Below are 23556 nucleotides of genomic sequence, written 5' to 3'. Positions count from 1 at the left end.
TTCTCTGCGTTTCAGGCGGCTGTGTTCGCCAGACGTTTATCACGATTCAGTCCCTGCAGTGCCGAGACGTCAACAATCAGCGCGACGCTACCGTCGCCAAGAATGGTCGCCGCCGAGATGCCCGGCACTTTGCGATAGTTGCTTTCCAGGTTTTTCACCACCACCTGGTGCTGACCAATCAGCTGATCGACCAGCAGCGCATAGCGGCGGCCCGCGCTTTGCAGGATGACCACAATCCCCTGCGTGGCTTCGGTTTTCGCCCCCTGCACATCGAAGGCTTTCCACAGTTCAACCAGCGGCAGGTATTCACCGCGCACTTCCAGCACGCGCTCACCGCCCGCTAGCGGGTGCAGATCCTCTTCGCGCGGCTGCAGCGACTCCATCACCGCATTGAGCGGCAGGATAAACACCTCTTCGTTGACCTTCACCGACATGCCATCGAGGATCGCCAGCGTCAGCGGCAGCAAAATGCGGATGGTGGTGCCTGCGCCCTGTTTAGACTTAATTTCAACGTGGCCGCCCATCTCCTGGATATTTCGCTTCACCACGTCCATGCCAACGCCGCGCCCGGAGACGTCGGTTACCTGCTCAGCGGTTGAGAAGCCCGGCGCGAAAATCAGCATGCCGACTTCTTCATCGGTCATGCTCTCGCTGACCGCCATCCCCTGCGACAGCGCCTTGGCCAGAATACGTTCGCGGTTCAGCCCCGCGCCGTCGTCGGTGACTTCGATGCAAATATTACCGCCCTGATGTTCGGCGGAAAGAATCAGGTTGCCCACGGCGGATTTTCCCGCCGCCAGCCGCGTTTCCGGCAGTTCAATACCGTGGTCGAGGCTGTTACGAACCAGGTGGGTTAACGGATCGATAATGCGTTCAATCAGACTCTTATCGAGTTCGGTAGAGCTGCCCATCAGCGTCAGCTCTACCTGCTTGCCGAGTTTGCCGGCCAGATCGCGCACCAGGCGCGGGAAGCGGCTGAACACATACTCCATCGGCATCATGCGGATAGACATCACCGACTCTTGCAGATCGCGCGCATTGCGTTGAAGCTGCCCCATGCTGGTGATCAGATCACCGTGTGAAACCGGATCGAGCGCGTTGGAACGCTGGGCCAGCATCGACTGGGTAATGACCAGCTCACCCACCAGGTTAATCAGCTGATCGACCTTTTCAACCGCCACGCGAATGCTGGTTGACTCGCTGCTGCGCGCAGCCGGTTTTTCACGCTCAACGCGCGGTGCGGCGGCGGAAACCAGCGCCACGGGCGCAGCGGCCACTCGCGCAGGCGCCACCGCGTCTACCGCCGGCGGCGTCGCGGGCACGACCGCTTCGGGCGTCGAGACGGTGCTGAAGGCTATTTGATCGGCTTCAATGACGAAGCACAGCACCGCGACGATATCGTCCGGATCTACGCTGCTGTCGAGCACCGCGGTCAGAGAGTCGGCCGTTTTTTGCACCTGGCTTAGGGTCGCCAGGTTCCCCAACTCCTCTTCCAGCATATCCGGCTCACCGGCCTTCAGACGGGAAAGCGTAATCTGCGTTTTCCCCGCGGCATCGGCGGCCTCAATCACGGCCTCTTCTTCCTGCACGTGATTGTCGACCACGCTCAAATGGGCGCTGCCGGCCACCGGCGGAACGCTTTCGCCTTTTGCCTCAAGCGCCAGCTGACGCAGCGCATTGCAGATGTATTCGAAGCTGGCTGCATCCGGATCGGTGGAGCTTTTATAGGCGTCGAGCTGTTCCTGCATAATATCTTTGGTTTCCAAAAACAGGTTGATAATATCGGTGCTGAGCTTCATTTCCCCGCGACGGGCGTCATCCAGCAGGTTCTCCATCAGGTGAGTGGTTTCCTGAAGAACGGAAAAGCCAAAGGTCCCCGCGCCACCCTTGATGGAGTGCGCTGCGCGGAAAATGGCATTCAGCTGTTCAGCGTCAGGGTCATCCACCACCAGATCCAGCAGATGCTGTTCCATGTCGGCCAACAGCTCGTCGGCCTCATCAAAAAATGTTTGATAAAAATCGCTGATATCCATGCTCACGCTATCACCTCGAGTCGGGTTGTGGCGTCGTCGTACCGGCCGCCGGTGACGAGTTTGTCGGCGGCTGTAAAACGCTTAAGGGTTCATTCTGGCTCTCGGCATTCTCATGGAGAATGGCCTGCTCAGCCTGGTTATTGAGCACCAGCAGGCTGATGCGACGGTTAATCGCATCGTTGCCGCCGTGCTCTGATAGGCGCATCGAGTTAGACATCCCGATGACGCGTAAGACTTTGCCGTCATCCAGCCCGCCGGCAACCAGCTCGCGACGCGACGCGTTGGCGCGATCCGCCGACAGCTCCCAGTTGCTGTAGCCCCGTTCGCCGGTGGCATACGGATAATCATCCGTATGCCCGGAGAGGCTGACTTTATTGGGAATTTCATTCAGTACTGGCGCAATCGCCCGCAGGATATCGCGCATATACGGTTCTACCTCTGCGCTGCCGGTTTTAAACATCGGCCGGTTCTGGCTGTCGATAATCTGAATTCGCAGCCCCTCCTGCACGAGATCGATCTTCAGATGCGGGCGCAGCGCGCGCAGCTTCGGATCGGCTTCAATAAGCTGGTCCAGCTCGCCACGTATGCGCTTCAGCCGGTTGGTTTCCATGCGTTTTTTCAGATCATCAATCGTTGGCTGCTTGTGCACCTCGCCCTGCTGCTGGGTGACATCATCACCGCCGCCGGGAATCGGGCTGTCGCTGCTGGCCATCCGCTGACCGCCGGTGATGGCGGTTGCCAGCGGCGTACGGAAGTATTCGGCTATCTGAATCAGCTCTTTCGGGCTGGAGATGGAAATCAGCCACATCACCAGAAAAAACGCCATCATCGCCGTCATAAAATCGGCATAGGCAATTTTCCACGAGCCGTGGGCGCTGCCGTGAGATTTATGTTTGCGCCGTTTGACGACGACAATCGGATGCGATTGGTTCTTCATGCGTCCTCGGTGGTCGTTTGCTGTTGCCCCGCCGGGTTGCGCACCGCGCGGACGTGTTCTTCAAGCTCAATAAACGACGGACGTTCGCTGGTGTAGAGCGTTTTACGACCGAACTCAACGGCGATCGGCGGTGCATAGCCGTTCAGATTCGACAGCAGCGTAATTTTCACGCACTGCATCATTTTGGTGGTTTCCGCGCTCTTCTGGCGCAGCACGCTGGCCAGCGGCGAGACAAAACCGTAGGCCAACAGGATCCCGAGGAAGGTACCGACCATCGCGTGGGCAATCAGCGCCCCCAGCTCCGCCGCCGGACGGTCGGCAGAACCTAATGCGTGCACTACCCCCATTACCGCCGCCACGATACCGAATGCCGGCAGTGAGTCGCCCACCAGCGCCAGGCTGTTGGCCGGCACTTCGCTTTCGCTTTCGTGGGTTTCAATCTCTTCATCCATCAGCGCTTCAATTTCGAAGGTGTTCATGTTGCCGCTGATGATCAGGCGCAGATAATCGACGATAAATTCCAGCATCACCGTGTCGGCGAGAATGCGCGGATAGCTGGCAAAAATTTCGCTCTCTTTCGGGTTTTCAATATCACGCTCGAGCGAGAACATCCCCTGCTGACGCGACTTCGCCATCAGGCGATACAGCAGCGCCAGCAAATCCATATACATCGTTTTGGTGTATTTCGAGCGACGGAACAGCAAAGGCAGCGCTTTCAACGTGCCTTTGATAGCCTTGCCGTTGTTGCCCACGATAAAAGCGCCAACCCCCGCCCCGCCGATAATAACCAGCTCGGCCGGTTGATACAGTGCTCCAAGGTGTCCGCCGGTCATCATGTAGCCGCCGAAAACTGTCCCCAAAACAACCAGGTAACCTATTAAGATAAGCACGCTATCATCCTTCCACTGTTGACTAAGAGAGGAGACAGATGAGCAATGTCACCAACGCACGGGTAAAAAAAAGCAGCGGCCCTAAGGCCGCTGCTGGAGTGTTTTGTCCACACCGTGTGAGGTTAAACAGCTTGCCCTATCTGTTCATCCAGCAGTTGTGGATTACTATCGGCAAGATCCTCGGAAAGTTTACGTCTTTTTACGGCACGAGATGGCGGCTGGCACAAGCTGCATACAAAGCTGCCAACGGGCTGATGAGCGTGGGTAATGAAGTTACCGCCGCAGGAATGGCAGCTGGAGAGTTCGAGCATGCCGCTTTCCACGAAGCGAACTAACGTCCACGCGCGCGTCAGGGCCAGCAGCGGCCCGGCATCCTGTTGCGGGCACTGCTCAAGATACAGACGGTAGGCTTTGATCACGGCGTCAACGCCAGAACATTGCCCACTTTTGAGTAAGAACTGCCAGGCATTGCAGAACATGGAAGAGTGGATATTTTGCTCCCATGTCATAAACCAGTCCGTGGAAAACGGTAGCATTCCCTTCGGCGGCGGGCTGCCGCGAAGTTCTTTATAGAGCTTAATCAGCCGACCACGGCTGAGCTGAGTTTCGCTTTCCAGCATCTGCAAACGAGCGCCCAGAGTAATCAGCTCCAACGCAAGCTGAATATCGCGGGCTTCCTGAACAATGCTTTTTTCGCTCATCGTCAGGCCCTTTTCTTACGGGCAGGTTCGCCTGAGTTACTGGCCTGATTCAGCAGTCGGGTGGACAGCAGAATACCGGTATGGATTTGCTGTAAATCGTCAACGCGTGATTCTTGCGTCAGGCGGGTGATGGTCTGGGAATCATCAAAACGGAACTGGCAGACCAATTGATTTGTTTCGGCCAGCTTCACCATCTGGGGGAGCGTCAGTTCCCCGAGGACTTTCGCCATATCCTCGTTAATACCGAGGCGGAACATGGCTGAAGCCTTATCCTGACCGATCAAACGCTGTGCAAGGAGCAAATAAGACAAGTTGATGTCATAGATGTGCTTTAGCAACTCGGATGTATGCATTTTCCCCATCCCGAATAACCAATTAGTACTTTATGCGGACAATCCGCATACCCCGTGATGTCGTCGGGCAAGGCCCGATAAAAAAAAATCGGTCGAAATGCATAGCCGATTAGGTGAATCTTCTGTCTCGTTGCCGGGTAACGTTCTGACCGCATGGCCCGACACATCTAAACATTTCTTACAATTTACTAAGATTTTTCCTAATTCGACGCAACTTTACTCGCCAGATGTGACACATACAATGTTACTTCGCTGTTAATGTGAAATTTATGTGATCTGTATCACAAAATCAAAGCCTATTTTTATTCTCTATCCATCAGTCATTGTTGTATTTTGAACAATAATTAACCAATCAAAACGCTGTTTTATTCCTGATTGATGGATATTCATTCACCCCAACTATTAAACAACCGCAGGGGACGGGCAACTTTACGCGAGCCAATGACGAAAGAATTATCACAGATCATAGTTTCATTCGATATACAAAATTCATCGTAAATTCAATAAATTGAAACAATGAATCATTTGCAGCATATTCATTTGCATGTAATTTACCTTTAGTTAACATTGTTTCAGCAAAAATAAAATATTAAATAACCATATTGATTACATAAAACATCACGTGACGCGGATAGAAACTGCGTAGCTTTTAATCAATAATTAGCATAAAGAATGCTAATGTATTTGGTTAATATATCGTCATAAGTATTCGCTATATCACTTGCGAGGGTCAGGCAAAAAGAGTAAGAGATTAAGAAGAGAGTGCGTATTATTCGAGCAAGGAGGTCTGATGTCTTACTCACATCTTTTGGTTGCCGTGGCGCCAACCCCGGAAAGCCACGCCCTGCTTCGCAAAGCGGTGGATATCGCCCGGCCGACCCAGGCCCGCGTGAGTCTGATAACCCTGGCCACCGACCCGGAAATGTATAATCAGCTAGCTGCGCCGATGCTGGAAAGCCTGCGCGAGCTGATGCAGGAAGAGACCCAGCATTTTTTGCGCAGTCTTGCCGAGGCCGTTGATTACCCTATCTGGAAAGCGCAAATTGCATCGGGTGAGCTTGGTGAGCACATTAGCGCATTCAGCAAAAAGCACCAGGTTGACCTGGTTATCTGCGGGAACCATAACCAAAGTTTCTTTTCACGCGCCACCTGCGCGGCAAAAAGCATCGTGGGTAACAGCGGCGTAGATGTCTTATTGGTGACACTGTAACAAATCAAACTTCTCGCCGCCGACGGGGTACAACAGCGCCGCATGCAGGGACATCACCAGCATCTGTCATACCCCATCGTGACGGGAGTGAACGCTATACGGTCCGCTTAGCCTTCTGCTTGTAACGGTCGAAAATCACCGCTGCCAGCAGAATCAGACCACGCACCACGTACTGTGAGAACGGCGAAATGTTCAGCAGGTTCATCGCATTCTCCACGGTGCCCAGAATTAAAATCCCGGCCACCACGTAAGAGATTTTACCAATCCCCCCTTTCAGCGATACGCCGCCCAGCACGCAGGCGGAAATGACGATCAGTTCATAGCCTATTGAGGTCATCGGCTGGCCGCTGGTCATGCGTGAGGCCAGAATAATCCCCGCCGCCGCCGACACCAGCCCGGAGAGCACAAAGATAATAATCTTGGTGCGTACCACCGGAACCCCGGCCAGCCGCGCCGCTTCTTCGTTACCGCCGATGGCCAGCGTGTTGCGACCAAAGGTGGTTTTATTAAGCAGCAGACCAAAAATCACCAGACAGCCCACCGTCAGCCAGATAGGTGCCGGTAGCCCGAGCCAGTTGGCGTAGCCGAGCGTGAAGAAACGTTCGTCTTCAATCCCCACCGCTTTGCCGTCGGAAATAATATAGGCCAGCCCACGCACAATTTGCATCGTCGCGAGCGTGGTGATCAGCGCGTTAATTTTCAGCTTCGCAATCACGAAACCGTTCACCAATCCACTCACGGCCCCCAGCAGCAGCCCGGCAAAGACGCCGATCCACAGGCTTTCGGTCATGTTAATGACCACCGCTGTCGTCACCCCGGCGCAGGCAATCACCGACGCGACCGACAGATCAAAATCCCCCGAAGCAAGGCAGAACAGCATGCCGCAGGCCACCATCCCGGACATGGAAATCGCCAGCCCCAGGCCCTTCATGTTGATAAAGGTGGCAAAATTCGGCACAAAAATCGCACAGCAGACGAAAAGTGCCGCAAAGACCACCAGCATGCCGTACTGATCCCAGATGCGGCTAAAGCTTAGCGACGCGCGTTGGGCGCCCGGCGTTGTAACAGATGACATCATAATCTCCTTACTCAGGCGACCGCCTGACTGACTTTAGGCATAGCCAGGCTTAACGCCTGTTGTTCATTGGCGCTCTCATGCAACAGTTCGCCGGCGATCTCCCCTTCGCGCATCACCACGATCCGATCGGCAACGCCCAGCACTTCCGGCAGATCGCTGGAAGCAAACAGCACCGCCACGCCAGAAGCCGCCAGCGCGTAAATCACGTTGTAGATTTCGTGTTTCGCACCAACATCAATGCCGCGCGTCGGCTCGTCGAGCAGGATCACTTTCATCTCCTCCGACAGCCAGCGCCCGAGGATAGCCTTCTGCTGATTGCCCCCGGAAAGGTTCATAATCAGCTGCTCGGCCCCAGGCGTTTTGATATTGAGCGACTGGATGTGGTGGTCGGCGTTGGTGGCCTCCCAGTCATTGTTGATAAGGCACCCAGCGTGGATGTGCTTGCGGCGGGCGCTGATGTTGATATTGTCGCGCACCGAATGCACCGGCATGATCCCTTCCGCTTTGCGGTCTTCCGGGCACAGCATCATACCCGCACGAATCGCCTGCGCCGGTTTATCAATGGTTATCCGCTGGCCGTCGATGTAAATCTCGCCGCCGGTGATCCTGGAACCGCCGAATATCCCCTTCATCAACTCGCTGCGCCCGGCCCCCACCAGCCCAAACAGGCCAACGATCTCGCCGCTGCGGACCGTAAGCGAAATCGGCGTACGCACGCCCGGCGCTTTCACCTGTTCAAGACGCAGCCGCTCTGCCCCGTGCGGGCGAGGCTGCCAACCGTAGATGTCGCCAATATTGCGCCCGACCATCGCTTGTACCAGCCGGTCATGGCTGACCGCCATCATGTCGTCAAACGTGCAGACATAGCGGCCGTCCTTAAACACCGTAATAGCGTCGCTCAGCGCAAAGATCTCTTCCATGCGGTGCGAGACATAGATGATGACTCGCCCCTCTTTACGCAGTTCGCGGATCACCCGAAACAGGTTGTCTATTTCGCGGGCGGAAAGCGAACTGGTCGGTTCGTCAAAGGCAATCACCTTGGCGTTACGCGCCAGCGCCTTAGCAATTTCCACCATCTGCCACTGGCCGATAGACAGATACTTAAGCGGGGTGTCCGGGTCAATATCCAGCCCCAGATGTTCGAGCTGGAGACGCGCTTCATAGTTCAGCAGCTTGCGGTTAACCATCCCGCCGCGGCTCGGCAGCTGACCCAGATAAATATTTTCCGCCACGGTCATTTCCGGGACGAGATGCAGTTCCTGGTAAATAATCGCGATACCCGCGTTCAACGCCGCGGTAGTATCGACAAATGAAATCTCTTCGCCGCGCAGCGCCAGCGTGCCCGCCGTCGGGGCATAGTTACCGCTGAGTATTTTCAACAGCGTCGACTTTCCGGCGCCGTTCTCCCCCATCAGCGCGTGCACCTGCCCGCTATAGCAGTCGAAACTGATATCGGACAGGGCCTTAACGCCGGGGAACGTTTTGCTGATACCGCGAAAGGAGAGATAAGGGGTAGACTGTTGCATCGCAACCTCCACATTGACACGATCCCTCTCCCCCCGCGCACGCGGGAGGAGAACCATCAGGACTTAGAGGCCTTTTTTCGCCAGCTCTTCTTTGAAGTTATCGCGAGTAATCAGCACCACGTCGGTCACCGCCGTGAATTTCGGCGGCTCAGCACCTTTCTGTACCCAGTTATACAGCAGCTCACTGGTTTTATAGCCGTGGATATCCGGGCTTGGCAGCAGGGAGCCGAAGAAACCGGTAGCCTGCGCTTTCGACAGTTCGTTGACGGCATCTACGCCGTTAATCCCGATACCGATAACGTTAGCCGCTTTAAAGCCCTGACCTTCCGTGGCGCGAACGCCGCCCAGCACGGTGTTATCGTTCATGCCGATAACCAGCCACTGTTTCACTTCCGGGTGCTGTACCAGCAGCGAGTTACCGGCGTCGAACGCACCGGGGATATCGTTAGATTTGGTCGGGACCTGATAGATCTGTTTTTCCGGGAAACCGGCGGCCTTCAGCGCATCCATTGAGCCCGTCGTGCGGCGACGTGCGGTATCCAGTTCGTTGGCCGTAATGGCCATCACGCCGGTGGTTTTGATATCCCAACCGCGCTTTTGCATCTCTTTATACAGCTCCTGGCCCTGACGAGCACCGATTTCACTCGCCGCCATCATGACCAGCGGGACCTCTTCCATCGGCTTGCCTTTGGCGTTGACGAACTGATCGTCGACGGTGATCACTTTCATATCATAGCCGCGCGCTTTGGCAACAATAGCGGGCCCCAGCTTCGGGTCTGGTGTACAAATAACAAAGCCTTTCGCGCCGCTGGCCGCCAGGCTGTCAATCGCATTAAGGGTTTTCTCGCCGTCAGGTACGGCAATTTTAATGACGTCAAAGCCGAGGTCTTTGCCCGCTTTATCGGCAAATTTCCATTCCGTCTGGAACCACGGTTCTTCCGGCTGTTTGACGAGAAAGCCGAGCTTAAGATTCTCGGCCATAGCTGATTGTGACATAACGGCTGCCAGCCCGATGGCCGCCAGCGCGTGGGTAAATTTGTGCATGGTTAACTCCAGCCTTAATGTTCTTTTATGTAGGGAAAAATCAGACCAACGATTTAAATCGGACATAAAACAAAGTATTAGCTGTGTCATTAACAGCATTAACGTTGTTGAAACATTAATAGCCAGGAATTAATCTTCCATAAGAGAGCGCCATCACACCGCTGAATTACAGTGATGTGATGCATAGATTCAGCAGATAAATACATATCTGCTGCGCGAATTGTCTGACAATTCGCGCAGGGAAATAGCTATTTTATCTATATTGATAGCGTGAAAATCCCTTCCGCCACAGGGCAGGATGAATTACCAGCGATAATAGATGTGATCGGCGTGATCGCGTACCGGCGCTTCATCGCCCAGCAGGCGCGCCGCTACGGTAAAGGCGAAATCAAACACATGGCCAAAGCCTTTACCGCTGATTAGGTTGCCATCTTCAACAACCGGTGCATCAACGTATTCACCGTTTTTGACGTCCTGCCACAGGTCGCCAGAGCACACGTAGCGGCGGCCTTTCAGCAAATCGTTTCCGGCGAGTACGCGCGCGGCGGCTGAGCAGATCGGGCAAATGAATTTGCCTGCGGCATCGTGGTTCGCCACAAACCGGACAACGTCTTTGCTTGCTGCCAGATTCACGCTTCCCTGCGGCCCCCCCGGTAGCACAACCGCGTCGTACAGCGTATCAAGACGCTCTGCCAGCGTGGCGTCAGCCACCATCGGAATATCGTGATAGCTCACCACAGCCCGCGACTCTGCGCACGACACCAGCTCAACGCCAATATGTAAGCGACGCAGAATATCGATAGTGACAATCGCTTCCCCTTCCTCAAACCCTGGGGCCAGCAGTACGGCAACCTGTTTCATTATAACTCCTGTGAATTTAAATTAACGCATCCCCCCGAACGAGAAATAAAGAGGGATTATGCACATATGTCATGCCGGCGAACATAATCCCCTCGTCGGTCATTATCAAAAATGATCTAAAACAAATTTACCCACATTCTAATATCTGAGGTCCAGGTACATATCATGATATATAAATGGGGAATATTACTTGCCATACACCATTCATAACAAATATTGCGTATCGCGCCTATGTGTACGTTCGGCACGGGCGGATAAATGAGATATTCATCACACTTTTATTCATTATCAATGCAACAAACATCTTCGCGTTCAACCCCGTCTTAACGACTCAAGAGAGAAGCCTTATACTTAATATTATTCATGGTGTTACGACGGAATTTCTTGATAATTATCCTCCACTTTAATATAGGTTGTAACGAAACGTAAAAAGCGAGTCATAAGAGTTTTCTTATACGCAAACTCAGAGTATTATTTTTGTGAACTAAAGAAGGTTTATATCTTGCGTTCATGATTGAAGACGACAGGTAATATGTCGTCACATTCAAACGCGTAAATAGCGCATGGTTAGCGGCTATTTAGAACTATGCGATGTCACGCGTATCGTTCCTACCAGTAATAAGGATATTTATATGGCAGCTCCAGGAATGGTTAAAAAGCTTAATGCTCAGATGAATCTCGAATTCCATGCATCTAATCATTATTTGCGTTTGAGCGAGTGGTGTTCAGAACATCGACTAAATGGCACTGCGACGTTCTTACGTTCGCGCGCGCAGTCCAGCGTCACGCAAATGATGCGCGTGTTTGATTTTATCAAGAAAGCCGGCGCTTACCCGGTGGTGAAAGCCTTCGAAATTCGCCAGGCTAAATGTGCAACCCTCGAAGATCTTTTCCTGACAACAATTGAAGACCACGATCAGCGTAGCTCAACGCTGTCGGAACTTACTGAACAGGCAAAAGTGCTTCAAGACGATAACACCCTGAGCTTCCTCAATACGCTGGAAGAAGAACAGCAACAGGATGGTATCTTGCTGAAGACCATTCTGGATGAGGTGCGCAGCGCGCGTGAAGCGGGCCTGTGCATCCAGCAAACCGACCGCCACCTGCTGAACATCGTGAATAAACGGCAGCCATCATAATGCAACAAGGGCGGCTATGGCCGCCCTTGTTGTTTCTGTTTTCAGGACGCGTGCCTGAACCCATCAGACAGGCATTAATGCGTCGCATCCTGCGGCGTAAACTTCAGCTCAATCAGCGCGATCGCTTTTTGAATCGCCCGTAGCGTCACGGGGTCAGCCCCTGCCGGATGCGTCGTGAAATCAATGGCCTTCAGCTGAGTCGCCATTTTCTCGCGCACTTCTACCGGGGCAATCACATCAATCACGTCGAGGATCTGTTTGATGACCAGCTGGCAGGCGACGACGTCGGAAACCAGCTCATCGTTAGGGGTCAGGTTCTGAGACATTTTTTGCTCCTTTTTTGCGGAGCGTAATAGTACCCTACTTTTGCGAAAGATAAAAAAACCTGCCGCAGCAGGTTTTTTTATCAGAACATAGCGCCTGGCGGTACGTCTTTGAAAGTCTTGCAATAGTTTTCAAACATGCTTTTGAGGATTTTACGCATACGCTGTTTCATGTGAATGCTCCGGTTTTTGTTATGCAGATGTTATTGTCTTTACGTACATAATATGACCGCCGTCACAAAAATCAACCATTTTGCGATTTATATCACATAAAATTGGTGCATCGCGTTAAATTTATATAAATTTTGTTATTAAAATCTGTTACTTACAACTTCTACAAAATTTGTAAATTTTACGCATTTTTTTGATAGGGTAACACAACAATGAATGAGCCTCTCCAGGCCCAGGCAACACGCGGGGTATCCCCTGCCGCGCTGCTGGTGGCCGGTGCGTTCTTTATGGAGTTTCTTGATGGGACGGTGATTGCCACTGCCCTGCCGGATATGGCGAAAACCTTTGGCGTTGAAGCCGTCGATTTGAATATCGGTATCAGCGCCTATCTGATCACCCTTGCGGTACTGATTCCCGCCAGCGGCTGGATAGCCGACCGCTTCGGGGCCCGTACTATCTTCAGCCTGGCGCTGGCTATTTTCACCGTCTCCTCGGTATTTTGCGGCCTCGCCACCAGCGCCCACAGTTTCGTGGCAATGCGTATTCTACAAGGCGTTGGCGGCGCGTTAATGGTCCCCGTTGGCCGACTGGCGGTACTGCGCACCACGCCAAAGCATCTGCTGATCTCGGCGATTGCCACGCTCACCTGGCCCGCGCTGATTGCGCCCATTATCGGGCCGCCGCTGGGCGGATTTATTACCCAGGTCGCCGACTGGCGCTGGATCTTCTTTATTAACGTTCCGCTCGGCATTATTGCGATTATTCTGGCGCTGCGCATTATTCCCAACGTTCGCGACGATGAGCGTCGTCCATTCGATCTGCCGGGCTTCCTGGCCACCTCGGTATCGATGGTGAGCCTGGTGTATGCGATGGAGATGCTTGGCGCCGAAAAAATGCAGGGCTGGACGGTCATCGCGCTGCTTATCGTCGGTGGGGCCACCTTCTGCTATGCGCTGCGCCATTTTCGCCGTAGCCCGGCGCCGATGATCCGCATGGATGCGCTGCAGGTCCCCACCTTTCGCGTCACGATGTACGGCGGTTCGCTGTTCCGCGCATCCATTAGCGCCGTACCGTTTCTGCTGCCGCTACTCTTCCAGGTTGGGTTCGGTATGGACCCGTTCCACTCCGGCCTTCTGGTGCTGGCGGTGTTTGTAGGCAACCTGACGATCAAACCCGCCACTACGCCGCTGATACGCTGGCTGGGCTTTCGCCGCCTGCTGCTGCTCAACGGTTCGCTGAATGTGCTGGCGCTGCTTGCCTGTGCTTTCCTGACGCCGCAGACGCCGGTCTGGGTCATTATGCTGGTGCTCTATCTCGGCGGCGTGTTCCGCTCGATCCAGTTTACCGGCGTCAGCACGCTGGCATTTGCCGACGTCCCGTCCTCCCAGATGAGCTACGCCAATACGTTGTTCAGCACCGCCAGTCAGTTAGCCATTGGCCTTGGTATTACGCTCGGGGCGATTGGCATCCGCATCGGCGAGAAGTTAAGCGCGACGCTGGCGCTGAGCGAGGTGCCGGGCATCAGCTTCCGCCTCGCCTTTGTCTTTATTGCGCTGATTTGCCTGGTTGGCATGTTCGATACATTGCACCTGACGCGGGACGCCGGCAGCGCGGTATCGCAGAAAAGGAAGCCCTCTTAAGCGAAAAAACCCACGCCTTGGCGTGGGTTTTTGGTCAAACAGAAAGATTCAGGCTTACGCCAGGATCTCACGAACAAAGGCTTCGATTTCTTTGTTCTGGCAGTTTTCGAAGAAGCATTCCTGGAAACGCTGACCGGAAACGGCGGTTTTCACCAGCGCCGGGTCGATAGCGCGCAGGGTGTCGAGGTAGTTTTCTTTAACGACCGCTGCTTTCACCTGGTTCAGGATGCCTGCGTTACGAACCTGCGGCTCTTTACGCTCCGGCGGGTAGCCTTCGCCGTTACGGCCGGTGAACGCTTTTTCAAACATGTAGCGTACGTTCAGCTCTGCGCCCCAGCCAAAACCTTTCGCGAAGGCCAGAGACAGCGCGTTACCGTTGTTGATCTGGGCAAACAGGAAGGCATCTGCCGGATCCAGGCAGTAGCCGCAGACAACGCCCGGGTGAATGTTCAGGGACATCAGCGCGCCCTGGCCGGTGCCACAACCGGTTACTACGAAATCTACCGCTTTCGAGTTCAGCAGGATGCTGGCCATGATACCCAGGTGAATGTAGGTCAGGTGGTGATCGTTTTCATCACACATGCCCACGTTGTATACCGGGAAGCCTTTTTCATCGGCAACGGCTTTTAACTCATGATGAATGGTCGCGTTTTTGCTGGCCTGGCTGTTTTCCATCATCAGTGCAATTTTCATTCTTTCCTCTCCTGAAAGCTACGCGGGAGCGCCCGCAGTCGTTCGATTACGTTGGGGTAACCTTACTACTAGACAAACGCACTTTCAAATTTTATGAAAAATGGTTTTATTTTTTATTGAGACGGTCACACTTTTGCGCGTTCAGGCGGATAAAAATCATTACATAACCCCGATTTTATTTACTGTCATCAGGCCATTTGGTCGACTAAACTGGGGGTGGGGTTATGAGAACCCCGGAGCTAGATCAGCTATTAAATGGATAGAATAGTCACTGCAAAGGAACTGACTTGTGACACAGAACTGCCGAATTTTTCGACACGGGCTGGGTCTCCTTGTTCTACTGACCCTGTTACTCGTTTGCACACTGCGGGCGTTTGCCGTCCCGCCGCAGAAGGTCAAACCCGCGGCGCCCGTTCCCGTGTGGGTGCTGGATGCCGACAGCTTTGAATTCTGGCGCGATAGCCACGGGCAGTACCGCGGTTTTTACCCCGAACTGCTGCATGCCATCAATGCGCGCTATGGCTACAATCTCACCCTGCGCCCTGTCGATGGCCAAACGTTCGAAAAGCGTTTTGCACACCATGACTATGGCCTCTATACCAGCGTGCTGCAAACCAAACCGAACGCTGAAAATAAGACGCTCTCCGTGCCGCTGTTTGATACTGAAGTCGTCGCGGTGAGCATCACCCGTCAGGCTAAGAACCCTAACGATCTCAATAACACACGCGTTATCTTCCGCCGCCACGATCGCACCCAGGCGCTGGTGAAAAAAGCCTACCCCACGCTTGAACTACAGCAAATCATTGAGGTTGATACCAGCAAAGAGGCGCTGCAGATCCTGCGCAGCGGCGGCGCCGACTTCTATATCAACGAAGACCGGGAAATGGGCGGCCCGCATTACTACTTCACCCTTTCCCGCCCCTTCCCTGCACTGCGATTGAGCGCCGCTTTCGGCATCAGCCCGGAACAAAGCTACATGCGCGGCAACGTGAATCAGTTGCTCAATGAATGGCGACAAAACGGCAGGCTACAGGCATTAGAAGAGCAGAGCCAACTGATGTTTTTGCGACAGCACCTTACGCTGACGCCTGCCGAGCAAAGCTGGCTTAGAGAGAACCGGCTGACGATTCCGCTGCCGAAAAATGAAAATTTTGCGCCAATTATCTGGAAAGACGAGCGGGGCTATCACGGCAGTGCCATTAACATGGTGAATGATCTACGCGACCTGTTAAACATTGACGTCGACGTGCAGTTTCTCGATAACTATATGGTTCGCATGCAGAATGAAGACTGGCCAATTCACCTTGCCGATATTTTTGATATTCGCAACGGCAGTCAGATGGAGGGGCTGATTGGTCCGTTGGTCAACTGGTACAACGCCTACTACAACAAGGTCGGGATGCCGTTTATCCTCGATGAGGAGCAGGTACGCCATCAGCGGGTTGGTGTTATCCGTGGTTCCTTCGCCGCTTATTACCTGCGCCAGCGTTTTGGTACCGACGTGACGCTTGTCGCCCGCGCTAGCATCGACGAGCTGCTGGATACCATTGATAATCATCAAATCGATTTTATCCTCGGCGACTTGAGTTCGCTGGAGCAGGCGCTACGCGGCAGCGATCTGTTCCGCGGTGCGCTGAAGGTGGCCGGACTCACCCACTCCGGCTATCAGATCGGGACCTGGGTCAACATCGAACATCCGCTGAACGCGCTGCTGTCGCAGGTACACCTGATTTCCAGCTATCGCCATCAGCTGACGCCATCGTCCACGCCCCCGGCCACCCCGGGTGCGCTAAGCAAAAATGCATTACAAATCGTGAGCGCTGGCCTGCTGGTGCTGGTGGTGTTTATTCTCAGCCTGATGCTGATGATGTGGCGTCATATGAACAAACATCGCGCCGTCAACCGCAGCATTGTCGAAGCAATGGAGAAAATTAACCACGTTCATGATGATGAAACCGGCTGCCATATTCGCCGCGTTGCCGCTTACTGCAGCCTGCTGGCTCGTGGGCTTAAGCTTCCGTATAAGCGGGTTCGCGATATCGAAAATTTCGCGTCGCTGCACGATATCGGCAAAATCGCCGTTCCCGAACATATTTTGCATAAGCAGGGTAAACTGACGGAGGACGAGTTCAGAGAAATTCAGCAGCATTCGGTTAAGGGCTGGCGCATCGTTCAGGGCCTGGCGCTGGGCTCGGTGGCGGAAAATCTGATCCGCCACCATCACGAAAAGTGGGACGGCAGCGGTTATCCGGACGGGCTGGCCGGTGAGGCCATTCCGATTGAAGCCCGAATTCTGGCCATTGCTGACGTTTACGATGCGCTGCGGCAAAAGCGGGTTTATAAGCCGAGCTTTTCCCACGAGCGGGCCTACGAAATTATCGTCAGCAGCGCCGGAAGTCATTTTGACCCTTCGCTGGTCAAGCTGTTTTGCCAGCTGCATCTGCAGTTCCAGGCTATTTATGAGTCACAAACGGATTAACACCTGGATCTGGCGACTATTCAAAGGATTGGCTGCCGTCTCGACGGCTACAATCAGGCTACGACAGATTGCGCAGAGCGAAATGATGAAAAGCCTCATTCTTATCCCCGCCCTGCTGACACTTTCCGCGTGCACGGTTCCCCGCGCGGCAAGCGTCAGCGAAGTTGATGCCACCAGCGGTATCGTTCGTCTGACCTACGGGCAGGCAGTACTGCAAAATGCCCGTACCGACGGCTATCTGGCACAGTCCGAGGCGAACAAAGCCTGTCAACAAATGGGCTATGCAACCGCCTTTTCCTACGGCCAGCCGATTACCACCTGTTCAACCATCAGCGGCTCGCTGTGCCTTAACGAGCATATCACCTTGCAGTACCAGTGCCGGGGGATTGCCAATATCCCCGCCGCAACGGCCTATTATTAATTGCCCAGCGCCGGTCCTGCCGGCGTCATTATATTCCCCGGTTAACACCCATTATATTTATGCCAATGAGTTTTATTCCCATTCGTATTATTAAATAAACATTTTTATATTTACTTTTTGCAAATAACTTAATAACAACTTATAGTTCCGCTGTAATTAACTATTAACGAATTTGGGGGAGCGACACGATGCTGAAAGCACCAATGATCGAGAAATTAAATGAACAGATGAATCTCGAACTTTATTCTTCGCTGCTGTATCAGCAGATGAGCGCCTGGTGCAGTTTTAACAGCTTTGAAGGTGCCGCCGCCTTTTTGCGCCGCCACGCCCAGGAAGAGATGACGCACATGCAGCGCCTGTTCGACTACCTGACCGATACCGGCAGCCTGCCACGCATCAACACCGTCTCCTCGCCGTTTGCTGAATATGCCTCACTGGACGAACTGTTCCGCGTCACCTACGAGCACGAGCAGCTTATCACCAGCAAAATCAACGAACTGGCACATGCCGCAATGACCAACCAGGATTATCCGACCTTTAATTTCCTGCAGTGGTATGTGGCTGAGCAGCACGAAGAAGAGAAGCTGTTCAAATCCGTTATTGATAAGCTGACGCTGGCGGGTAAAAGCGGTGAAGGGCTGTACTTTATCGATAAAGAGCTGGCAACGCTCGATACCCAGAATTAATTACCGCGCAGCGGCGTATAAACGCCGCTGCCCATTAATGGCGGCAAATTTTACTTTCTGCGGTAGTAAAACCAGATTCCAGTGGAATAAACTTGCCCTTCTTATGCAGAAAAGCCACCAGTTCCCTCGCGCTCATATTTTCCGCCGAGCAGGTATGAAATCGTGCCTGAGTACCAAAGCGCTCATGAATAGCCGCTTCTAGACTTTCCAGACTGTATTGTTCGCCTGATGCCATCATCATATTCAGGACTTCGTGACCGTGAATAGAATTCATTTTTCCTCCCAATAAAAACACCAGGATAAACTGCATTTGTATTGCATGTTTTGCGCTAGCGCAGCTTTCCCGCGCCTTCATTTTTCGTAAACTTAAATGTACAGTGATTGTATTTGATATTTGACGAAACTGCGGGTTTAACATACTCTGCGCGGCATCTTTGGTTATGAATACGTTGTAAAGCAGAGGAAAGCGTGAAGAACCGTACCCTGGGGAGTATTTTAATCGTAGCCGGCACCACGATCGGCGCGGGCATGCTAGCCATGCCGCTGGCATCGGCGGGCGTCGGTTTTGGCGTCACGATGGTGCTGCTGCTGGGGCTGTGGGCGTTGATGTGCTATACCGCCCTGCTGCTGCTGGAAGTGTATCAGCATGTCCCGGCCGACACCGGGCTGGGTACGCTGGCACTGCGCTACCTGGGGCGATACGGGCAATGGATAACCGGCTTTAGCATGATGTTCCTGATGTACGCGCTGACGGCAGCGTATATCAGCGGCGCGGGCGAGCTGCTGGCCTCCAGCCTCAGTCAGTGGTTCAACGTTGAGATACCGCCGGCCATCGGCGTGCTACTGTTCACCGCCATTGGTGGCATGGTTATCTGCGTCGGCACTTCATTGGTCGATCTGTTTAACCGCTTCCTGTTCAGCGCCAAAATTATCTTCCTGATCGTCATGCTGGCGCTGCTGCTACCGCATATTCACCAGATTAACCTGATGACGCTGCCGCTGGCTCAAGGGCTGGCGCTGTCGGCGATCCCGGTTATCTTTACCTCGTTTGGCTTCCACGGCAGCGTACCCAGTATTGTCAGCTACATGAACGGTGATGTACGTAAACTGCGCGGCATCTTTATCGTCGGCAGCGCGATCCCGCTGGTGGCCTATGTGTTCTGGCAGCTTGCCACGCTTGGCAGCATCGACTCACCGGTATTCAGCGCGCTGATGTCGCAGCATAGCGGGTTGAACGGGTTGCTGCTGGCCATTCGTGAAGTGGTGGCTTCACCGCACGTTGAGCTGGCGGTACATCTGTTTGCCGATCTGGCGCTGGCAACCTCATTCCTCGGCGTCGCGCTGGGTCTGTTTGATTATCTGGCGGATCTGTTCCAGCGTAAAAATACCGTCCGTGGACGCCTGCAAACCGGCGGCATTACCTTCCTGCCGCCGCTGGCCTTTGCGCTGTTCTACCCGCGCGGTTTCGTGATGGCACTGGGCTATGCGGGCGTCGCACTGGCGGTACTGGCGCTGATTATCCCCTCGCTGCTGACGCTGAAAAGCCGCCAGCAGCACCCGCAGGGAGGCTACCGCGTAGCGGGCGGCAAGCCGATGCTGTGGCTGGTATTTGCCTGCGGAATTGCGGTGATATTGATTCAGGCGGGGATTGCCACCGGCCTGCTGCCGTCGGTGGGTTAACCCCCGACAAGCCGGTCTTCATGCCAGAAAAAGGGGCCAATTGGCCCCTTTCTTTATTTTGCTAAACAGCACTGCTTGTATTTCTTACCGCTGCCGCACGGGCACGGGTCGTTGCGACCCACCTTGTTTTCATTTTTGATCGGCTGCTTTACCGGCGCGTCCTTTGGGTTGTCCATCCAGTAATCGAACAGCGCCAGCGCCGCCGGGCGGATTTTATCGACGCTTTCCAGATACTGGTCAGCGCTAAAGCCCTCCAGCGCGGCGCTTTTTTCTTCGTCGCCGTGCAGCGCGATGCAGCCCAGCGCCGTCTGCTGTTCCTGCGGTAATCCGCTCCAGTCGCTCAGACGCACGCCACGCAGGTAGCCATAGCACCACTCTTCAACGATGGTCAGCTCCTGGCCTTCTTCGTCACGGGTGCCGAACAGCGGTTCAAACTGATCGGGATAGTCGTTTAAGCGATCGGCAATATCGCTCATGTGCTGCAACGTAAGATTGACGAAACGGTCGCGCTCGCGGTCGGTTGCCCAGTGCGGTACATGATCGGCCCCGCCCCAGACGGCGAACATCCACTCGGCGGGTTCAATCTCCAGCGGTGAGGAGAGGATGGCGGTCAGCATACCGTCCAGTTCAGACACGTCGATAATTGACGCGTCGGAGGCATACTTCGCAATGGTCTCGTCCAGCCATTCCAGTTCGCTTTCGGTTAAAGGTCCCGTTTTCATACTCAATCTCTATCGTGGTTAATGAGGAAGCTCAGTTCAGGCGCAATGATGCAGCAGTTTAGCGTTGAACTCCAGCCCGGCGTTGCTACACGCCGCCCAGATAGGCCTTGCGCACCTCCTGATTTCCCAGCAGTTCCTCACCGCTGCCGCTCAGGCGGATCTGCCCGTTCACCATCACATAGCCGCGATCGGACAGCTTCAGCGCATGATGGGCATTCTGCTCCACCAGGAAAATCGTCATGCCATTGCGCGCCAGTTCACGCAGCGTCTGGAAAATCTGCTTCACCACGATCGGTGCCAGTCCCAGGCTCGGCTCATCGAGCAGCAGCAGCTTGGGGCGGCTCATCAGCGCGCGGGCAATCGCCAGCATCTGCTGTTCGCCGCCGGACATGGTCATCGCCCGCTGTTTGCGCCGCTCTTTAAGACGTGGAAACAGATCGAACATGCTTTGCAGATCCTGCGCCGCATACTGATTGCCGATCGGGATGGTGCCCATCAGCAGGTTTTCCTCAACGCTCATATCCGGGAAAATACGCCTGCCCTCCGGTGCCTGGGCAATGCCCGCCGACGCCACATAATGGGTGGTGCGATGGCTGATATCATCGCCGCAAAACAGAATCTGCCCGCTGCGCACGCGTGGCTGGCCGAATATCGACATCAGCAGCGTCGATTTCCCCGCGCCGTTAGCGCCGATCAGCGATACGGTTTCGCCTTTATTCACCTGGAGCGAAACCTGCTTTAACGCCTGGATAACGCCGTAGAACACATCAACATCACGAAATTCCAGCATTGGCTCGCTCATAGGCTCACCTCGTCTTCGCTGGCACCAAGATAAGCGGCAATGACTTTTTCATCATGCTGAATTTGCTCCGGCTTGCCCTGAGCAATGACGTCTCCGTGGTCCAGTACGATAATATTGTCGGAAATCTCCATCACCATCCCCATATCGTGTTCAATCAATAGCACGGTGATTGCATGGTGCTCGCGCAGGAAGCGGATAATTTTACTCAGCGCCCGCGTTTCTACCGGATTCAGCCCGGCGGCGGGTTCATCCAGGCAGATCATCTCCGGGCCGGTGCACATAGCGCGAGCAATTTCCAGACGCCGCTGTTGGCCGTAGGACATCTCCCCCGCCAGGCGGTTGGCGCACTCTACCAAATCCACCACCTCCAGCCAGTAAAAGGCGCGGTCCAGCGCGTCACTTTCCGCCCGGCGGTAGGCTGGCGTATTCAGAATGCCGCTCAACAGATTACGGTTAACCTGCATATGCTGCGCCACCAGCAGGTTCTCCACCACCGACATTTCGCGGAACAAGCGGATGTTCTGGAAGGTTCGCGCCAGCCCTGCCCGGTTAACCAGGTGGGTGCCGCCAAACATTTTATAGAACAGCCGCTGACCAAACTGCGCCGGATTCACCCAATCACCCGGCTGGAATTTCTGCCCGAGAATCTGAATCACATTGGTCGTTTTGTCGCGCGTATTGAACAGAATATTGCCACCAGAGGCCTTGTAGAAACCGGTCAGGCAGTTGAATACCGTGGTCTTTCCCGCACCGTTAGGGCCGATTAGCGCGGTTATCGACCCCCGCTGTACCTCCAGATTGACATCATTAAGGGCCTTAATGCCGCCAAAATGCATCATCAGATGCTCAACGCTTAAAATCATATCCTGGCTCATGGCGCCACCCCTTTGCGCACCGCAAAACCGCTGCGGTTGATACGAATCAGGCCGCGCGGCCGCCAGATCATCATCACCACCATCAGCACGCCAAACAGCAGCACGCGGTACTCGGCAAAGCTGCGCAGCAGTTCCGGCGTGACGGTCAAGACAAAGGCCGCCAGCACCACGCCGATGGTTGAGCCCATCCCGCCCAGCACCACGATGGCGAGTATCAGCGCCGACTCAAAGAAGGTGAAGGAGGTCGGGTTCACAAACCCCTGATAGGTTGCAAAAAACACCCCGGCAATCCCGGCGGTGGATGCGCCGAGCGTAAAGGCTGACAGCTTCACCAGGACGTGGTTGAGCCCCATTGAGCGGCAGGCGATTTCGTCCTCACGCAGCGCTTCCCATGCGCGGCCTATCGGCATCCGCGTCAGTCGATGCTTAATGTAGAGCACCAGCAGAACCACCAGCACCAGCACCGCGTAGATGAAAATAAACTTCAGATTTGGGTTGTAGGTTAAATGGAAGAACTCGTGGAACGGTATGCCTCCTTCTTTCGCCCGTCGACCAAATTCAAGACCGAAGAAGGTGGGCGGCGGCGCGGAAATACCGTTGGGCCCGCCGGTAAAGCTCAGCCAGTTATTGAGGATCAGACGAATAATTTCACCGAAGCCCAACGTGACGATCGCCAGGTAGTCGCCATGCATTCGCAGCACCGGAAAGCCGAGCAGCGCCCCGGCGGCCGCAGCCATCAACGCCGCCAGCGGCAGCATCGACCAGAAACCGAGGCCCAGATACTGATACCCTAGCGCCAGGCCGTACGCACCGATGGCGTAAAACGCCACGTAGCCCAGGTCCAGCAGCCCGGCAAGGCCCACCACGATATTCAGCCCCAATCCCAGCAGCACATAGATTAGGCCGAGGATCGCCACCGTCAGCACATATTTGGTGGCCACAAACGGGAAGCAGACCGCCAGCGCCAGCACCAGCGGAATCACCCACCGCAGCTGGCTTTTATAGCCCGGAGCGCGGACATAGACGCCCGCGCTATCGCCTTCAAACCGCGAGGCAAACCGTCTGCCGACGCGGGTGGTCGCCAATGCGCTCAGCGCAAAGCGGCCGACCATTACGGCAGCAACAATCCAGACCAACCGCTGGCCTTCAAAGTTAAAGCTGTAGCCATCGAGCACAACGCCGACGATGGGACCAAAAATAATCAGCGCCACCAGCCCTGAAAATATCGCATCCAGAATGCAGCGCTTGAGTGAAAACGCATCGTGTGAAGCCGTTGAATGGGTCATCGTCCG

At 54.4% G+C, this 23556-nt stretch carries 24 protein-coding genes; 7 read left to right on the top strand and 17 right to left on the bottom strand.

Going from position 1 to position 23556, the window contains the following annotated elements; all coding sequences use genetic code 11:
- Positions 1-11: 11 nt before the first annotated feature.
- The 5 genes from cheA to flhD form a co-directional block, all read right to left on the bottom strand.
- Entirely contained in the window at positions 12-2039 is a 2028-nt protein-coding gene (cheA, locus tag H7R76_RS09855) for a chemotaxis protein CheA (RefSeq protein WP_106927831.1), read from the bottom strand.
- A 4-nt stretch (positions 2040-2043) separates the two neighbouring features.
- Positions 2044-2970, bottom strand: coding sequence for a flagellar motor protein MotB (motB, locus tag H7R76_RS09850; protein WP_106927833.1), 927 nt, complete (start codon positions 2968-2970; stop codon positions 2044-2046).
- Positions 2967-3860: a flagellar motor stator protein MotA gene (gene motA / locus H7R76_RS09845; protein WP_064544632.1), complete on the bottom strand. Its 894-nt coding sequence runs from the start codon at positions 3858-3860 to the stop codon at positions 2967-2969. The genes motB and motA overlap by 4 nt, the downstream gene beginning before the upstream one ends.
- 122 nt (positions 3861-3982) lie before the next feature.
- Positions 3983-4567 (bottom strand): flagellar transcriptional regulator FlhC, encoded by a 585-nt coding sequence (gene flhC / locus H7R76_RS09840; RefSeq protein ID WP_182967944.1) that lies wholly within the window; start codon positions 4565-4567, stop codon positions 3983-3985.
- Positions 4564-4914: a flagellar transcriptional regulator FlhD gene (flhD, locus tag H7R76_RS09835; RefSeq protein WP_197974856.1), complete on the bottom strand. Its 351-nt coding sequence runs from the start codon at positions 4912-4914 to the stop codon at positions 4564-4566. Before flhD ends, flhC begins: the two co-directional genes overlap by 4 nt.
- Positions 4915-5704: 790 nt before the next feature.
- On the opposite strand from flhD, the gene uspC reads away from it, so the two are divergent.
- Positions 5705-6124: a universal stress protein UspC gene (uspC, locus tag H7R76_RS09830; protein ID WP_182967638.1), complete on the top strand. Its 420-nt coding sequence runs from the start codon at positions 5705-5707 to the stop codon at positions 6122-6124.
- A 94-nt stretch (positions 6125-6218) separates the two neighbouring features.
- Here uspC and araH read toward each other — a convergent pair whose 3' ends face one another.
- The 4 genes from araH to H7R76_RS09810 form a co-directional block, all read right to left on the bottom strand.
- Entirely contained in the window at positions 6219-7199 is a 981-nt protein-coding gene (gene araH / locus H7R76_RS09825; RefSeq protein WP_182930406.1) for an L-arabinose ABC transporter permease AraH, read from the bottom strand.
- 14 nt (positions 7200-7213) lie between these two features.
- Positions 7214-8728, bottom strand: a complete 1515-nt coding sequence (gene araG, locus H7R76_RS09820; RefSeq protein ID WP_182967636.1) for an L-arabinose ABC transporter ATP-binding protein AraG — start codon at positions 8726-8728, stop codon at positions 7214-7216.
- A 63-nt stretch (positions 8729-8791) separates the two neighbouring features.
- On the bottom strand, positions 8792-9772 hold the full coding sequence (locus tag H7R76_RS09815; RefSeq protein WP_106927845.1) for an arabinose ABC transporter substrate-binding protein: 981 nt from the start codon (positions 9770-9772) through the stop codon (positions 8792-8794).
- A 303-nt stretch (positions 9773-10075) separates the two neighbouring features.
- The gene (locus H7R76_RS09810) at positions 10076-10633 is read right to left on the bottom strand and encodes a DJ-1/PfpI family protein (protein WP_106927847.1); all 558 of its coding nucleotides are present in this window, start codon (positions 10631-10633) and stop codon (positions 10076-10078) included.
- 632 nt (positions 10634-11265) lie between these two features.
- Between H7R76_RS09810 and H7R76_RS09805 the strand changes: the two genes are divergently transcribed.
- Entirely contained in the window at positions 11266-11772 is a 507-nt protein-coding gene (locus tag H7R76_RS09805) for a non-heme ferritin-like protein (RefSeq protein WP_106927849.1), read from the top strand.
- A 74-nt stretch (positions 11773-11846) separates the two neighbouring features.
- On the opposite strand, the gene H7R76_RS09800 is transcribed toward H7R76_RS09805, so the two are convergent.
- Together H7R76_RS09800 and azuC are read right to left on the bottom strand one after the other, a co-directional pair.
- A complete protein-coding gene (locus H7R76_RS09800) occupies positions 11847-12098 on the bottom strand; it encodes a DUF2766 family protein (RefSeq protein ID WP_064544613.1) in 252 nt (83 codons plus the stop codon).
- A gap of 80 nt (positions 12099-12178) precedes the next feature.
- The gene (gene azuC / locus H7R76_RS09795) at positions 12179-12268 is read right to left on the bottom strand and encodes a stress response protein AzuC (RefSeq protein ID WP_015963980.1); all 90 of its coding nucleotides are present in this window, start codon (positions 12266-12268) and stop codon (positions 12179-12181) included.
- 210 nt (positions 12269-12478) lie between these two features.
- Between azuC and H7R76_RS09790 the strand changes: the two genes are divergently transcribed.
- Complete coding sequence (locus H7R76_RS09790) at positions 12479-13906, top strand: MFS transporter (protein ID WP_106927851.1); 1428 nt, start codon at positions 12479-12481, stop codon at positions 13904-13906.
- A gap of 54 nt (positions 13907-13960) precedes the next feature.
- Here the strand turns inward: H7R76_RS09790 and H7R76_RS09785 are convergent, their stop codons facing one another.
- Complete coding sequence (locus H7R76_RS09785; protein WP_106927853.1) at positions 13961-14599, bottom strand: RpiB/LacA/LacB family sugar-phosphate isomerase; 639 nt, start codon at positions 14597-14599, stop codon at positions 13961-13963.
- A 289-nt stretch (positions 14600-14888) separates the two neighbouring features.
- Between H7R76_RS09785 and H7R76_RS09780 the strand changes: the two genes are divergently transcribed.
- From H7R76_RS09780 to ftnA, 3 genes are all read left to right on the top strand, one after another.
- On the top strand, positions 14889-17078 hold the full coding sequence (locus H7R76_RS09780) for an HD domain-containing phosphohydrolase (RefSeq protein WP_182967634.1): 2190 nt from the start codon (positions 14889-14891) through the stop codon (positions 17076-17078).
- Positions 17079-17163: 85 nt separating this feature from the next.
- Positions 17164-17499 carry a YecR family lipoprotein gene (yecR, locus tag H7R76_RS09775; RefSeq protein WP_106927915.1) on the top strand — a complete coding sequence of 112 codons (336 nt, stop codon included), beginning with the start codon at positions 17164-17166 and terminating at the stop codon, positions 17497-17499.
- Between the two features lie 188 nt (positions 17500-17687).
- The gene (ftnA, locus tag H7R76_RS09770) at positions 17688-18185 is read left to right on the top strand and encodes a non-heme ferritin (protein ID WP_106927857.1); all 498 of its coding nucleotides are present in this window, start codon (positions 17688-17690) and stop codon (positions 18183-18185) included.
- Between the two features lie 34 nt (positions 18186-18219).
- Here ftnA and H7R76_RS09765 read toward each other — a convergent pair whose 3' ends face one another.
- Positions 18220-18459, bottom strand: coding sequence for a YecH family metal-binding protein (locus H7R76_RS09765; RefSeq protein WP_182967942.1), 240 nt, complete (start codon positions 18457-18459; stop codon positions 18220-18222).
- A gap of 194 nt (positions 18460-18653) precedes the next feature.
- Between H7R76_RS09765 and tyrP the strand changes: the two genes are divergently transcribed.
- On the top strand, positions 18654-19865 hold the full coding sequence (tyrP, locus tag H7R76_RS09760) for a tyrosine transporter TyrP (protein WP_182930403.1): 1212 nt from the start codon (positions 18654-18656) through the stop codon (positions 19863-19865).
- A 53-nt stretch (positions 19866-19918) separates the two neighbouring features.
- On the opposite strand, the gene H7R76_RS09755 is transcribed toward tyrP, so the two are convergent.
- The 4 genes from H7R76_RS09755 to livM all read right to left on the bottom strand — a co-directional run bounded on the left by H7R76_RS09755 (position 19919) and on the right by livM (position 23550).
- Entirely contained in the window at positions 19919-20587 is a 669-nt protein-coding gene (locus tag H7R76_RS09755) for a YecA/YgfB family protein (protein ID WP_182967632.1), read from the bottom strand.
- Positions 20588-20672: 85 nt separating this feature from the next.
- Positions 20673-21389, bottom strand: a complete 717-nt coding sequence (locus H7R76_RS09750) for an ABC transporter ATP-binding protein (protein WP_106927863.1) — start codon at positions 21387-21389, stop codon at positions 20673-20675.
- Positions 21386-22264: an ABC transporter ATP-binding protein gene (locus H7R76_RS09745; protein WP_106927865.1), complete on the bottom strand. Its 879-nt coding sequence runs from the start codon at positions 22262-22264 to the stop codon at positions 21386-21388. Before H7R76_RS09745 ends, H7R76_RS09750 begins: the two co-directional genes overlap by 4 nt.
- On the bottom strand, positions 22261-23550 hold the full coding sequence (gene livM, locus H7R76_RS09740) for a high-affinity branched-chain amino acid ABC transporter permease LivM (RefSeq protein ID WP_106927867.1): 1290 nt from the start codon (positions 23548-23550) through the stop codon (positions 22261-22263). Before livM ends, H7R76_RS09745 begins: the two co-directional genes overlap by 4 nt.
- Between the last annotated feature and the right edge of the window lie 6 nt (positions 23551-23556).

It is taken from the genome of Klebsiella sp. WP8-S18-ESBL-06 (genome assembly GCF_014169755.1).
Taxonomy (GTDB): Bacteria; Pseudomonadota; Gammaproteobacteria; order Enterobacterales; family Enterobacteriaceae; genus Kluyvera; species Kluyvera ascorbata_B.
Note: the sequence above shows the minus strand (reverse complement) of the source record. Positions and strands in the feature narration are given on the sequence as shown.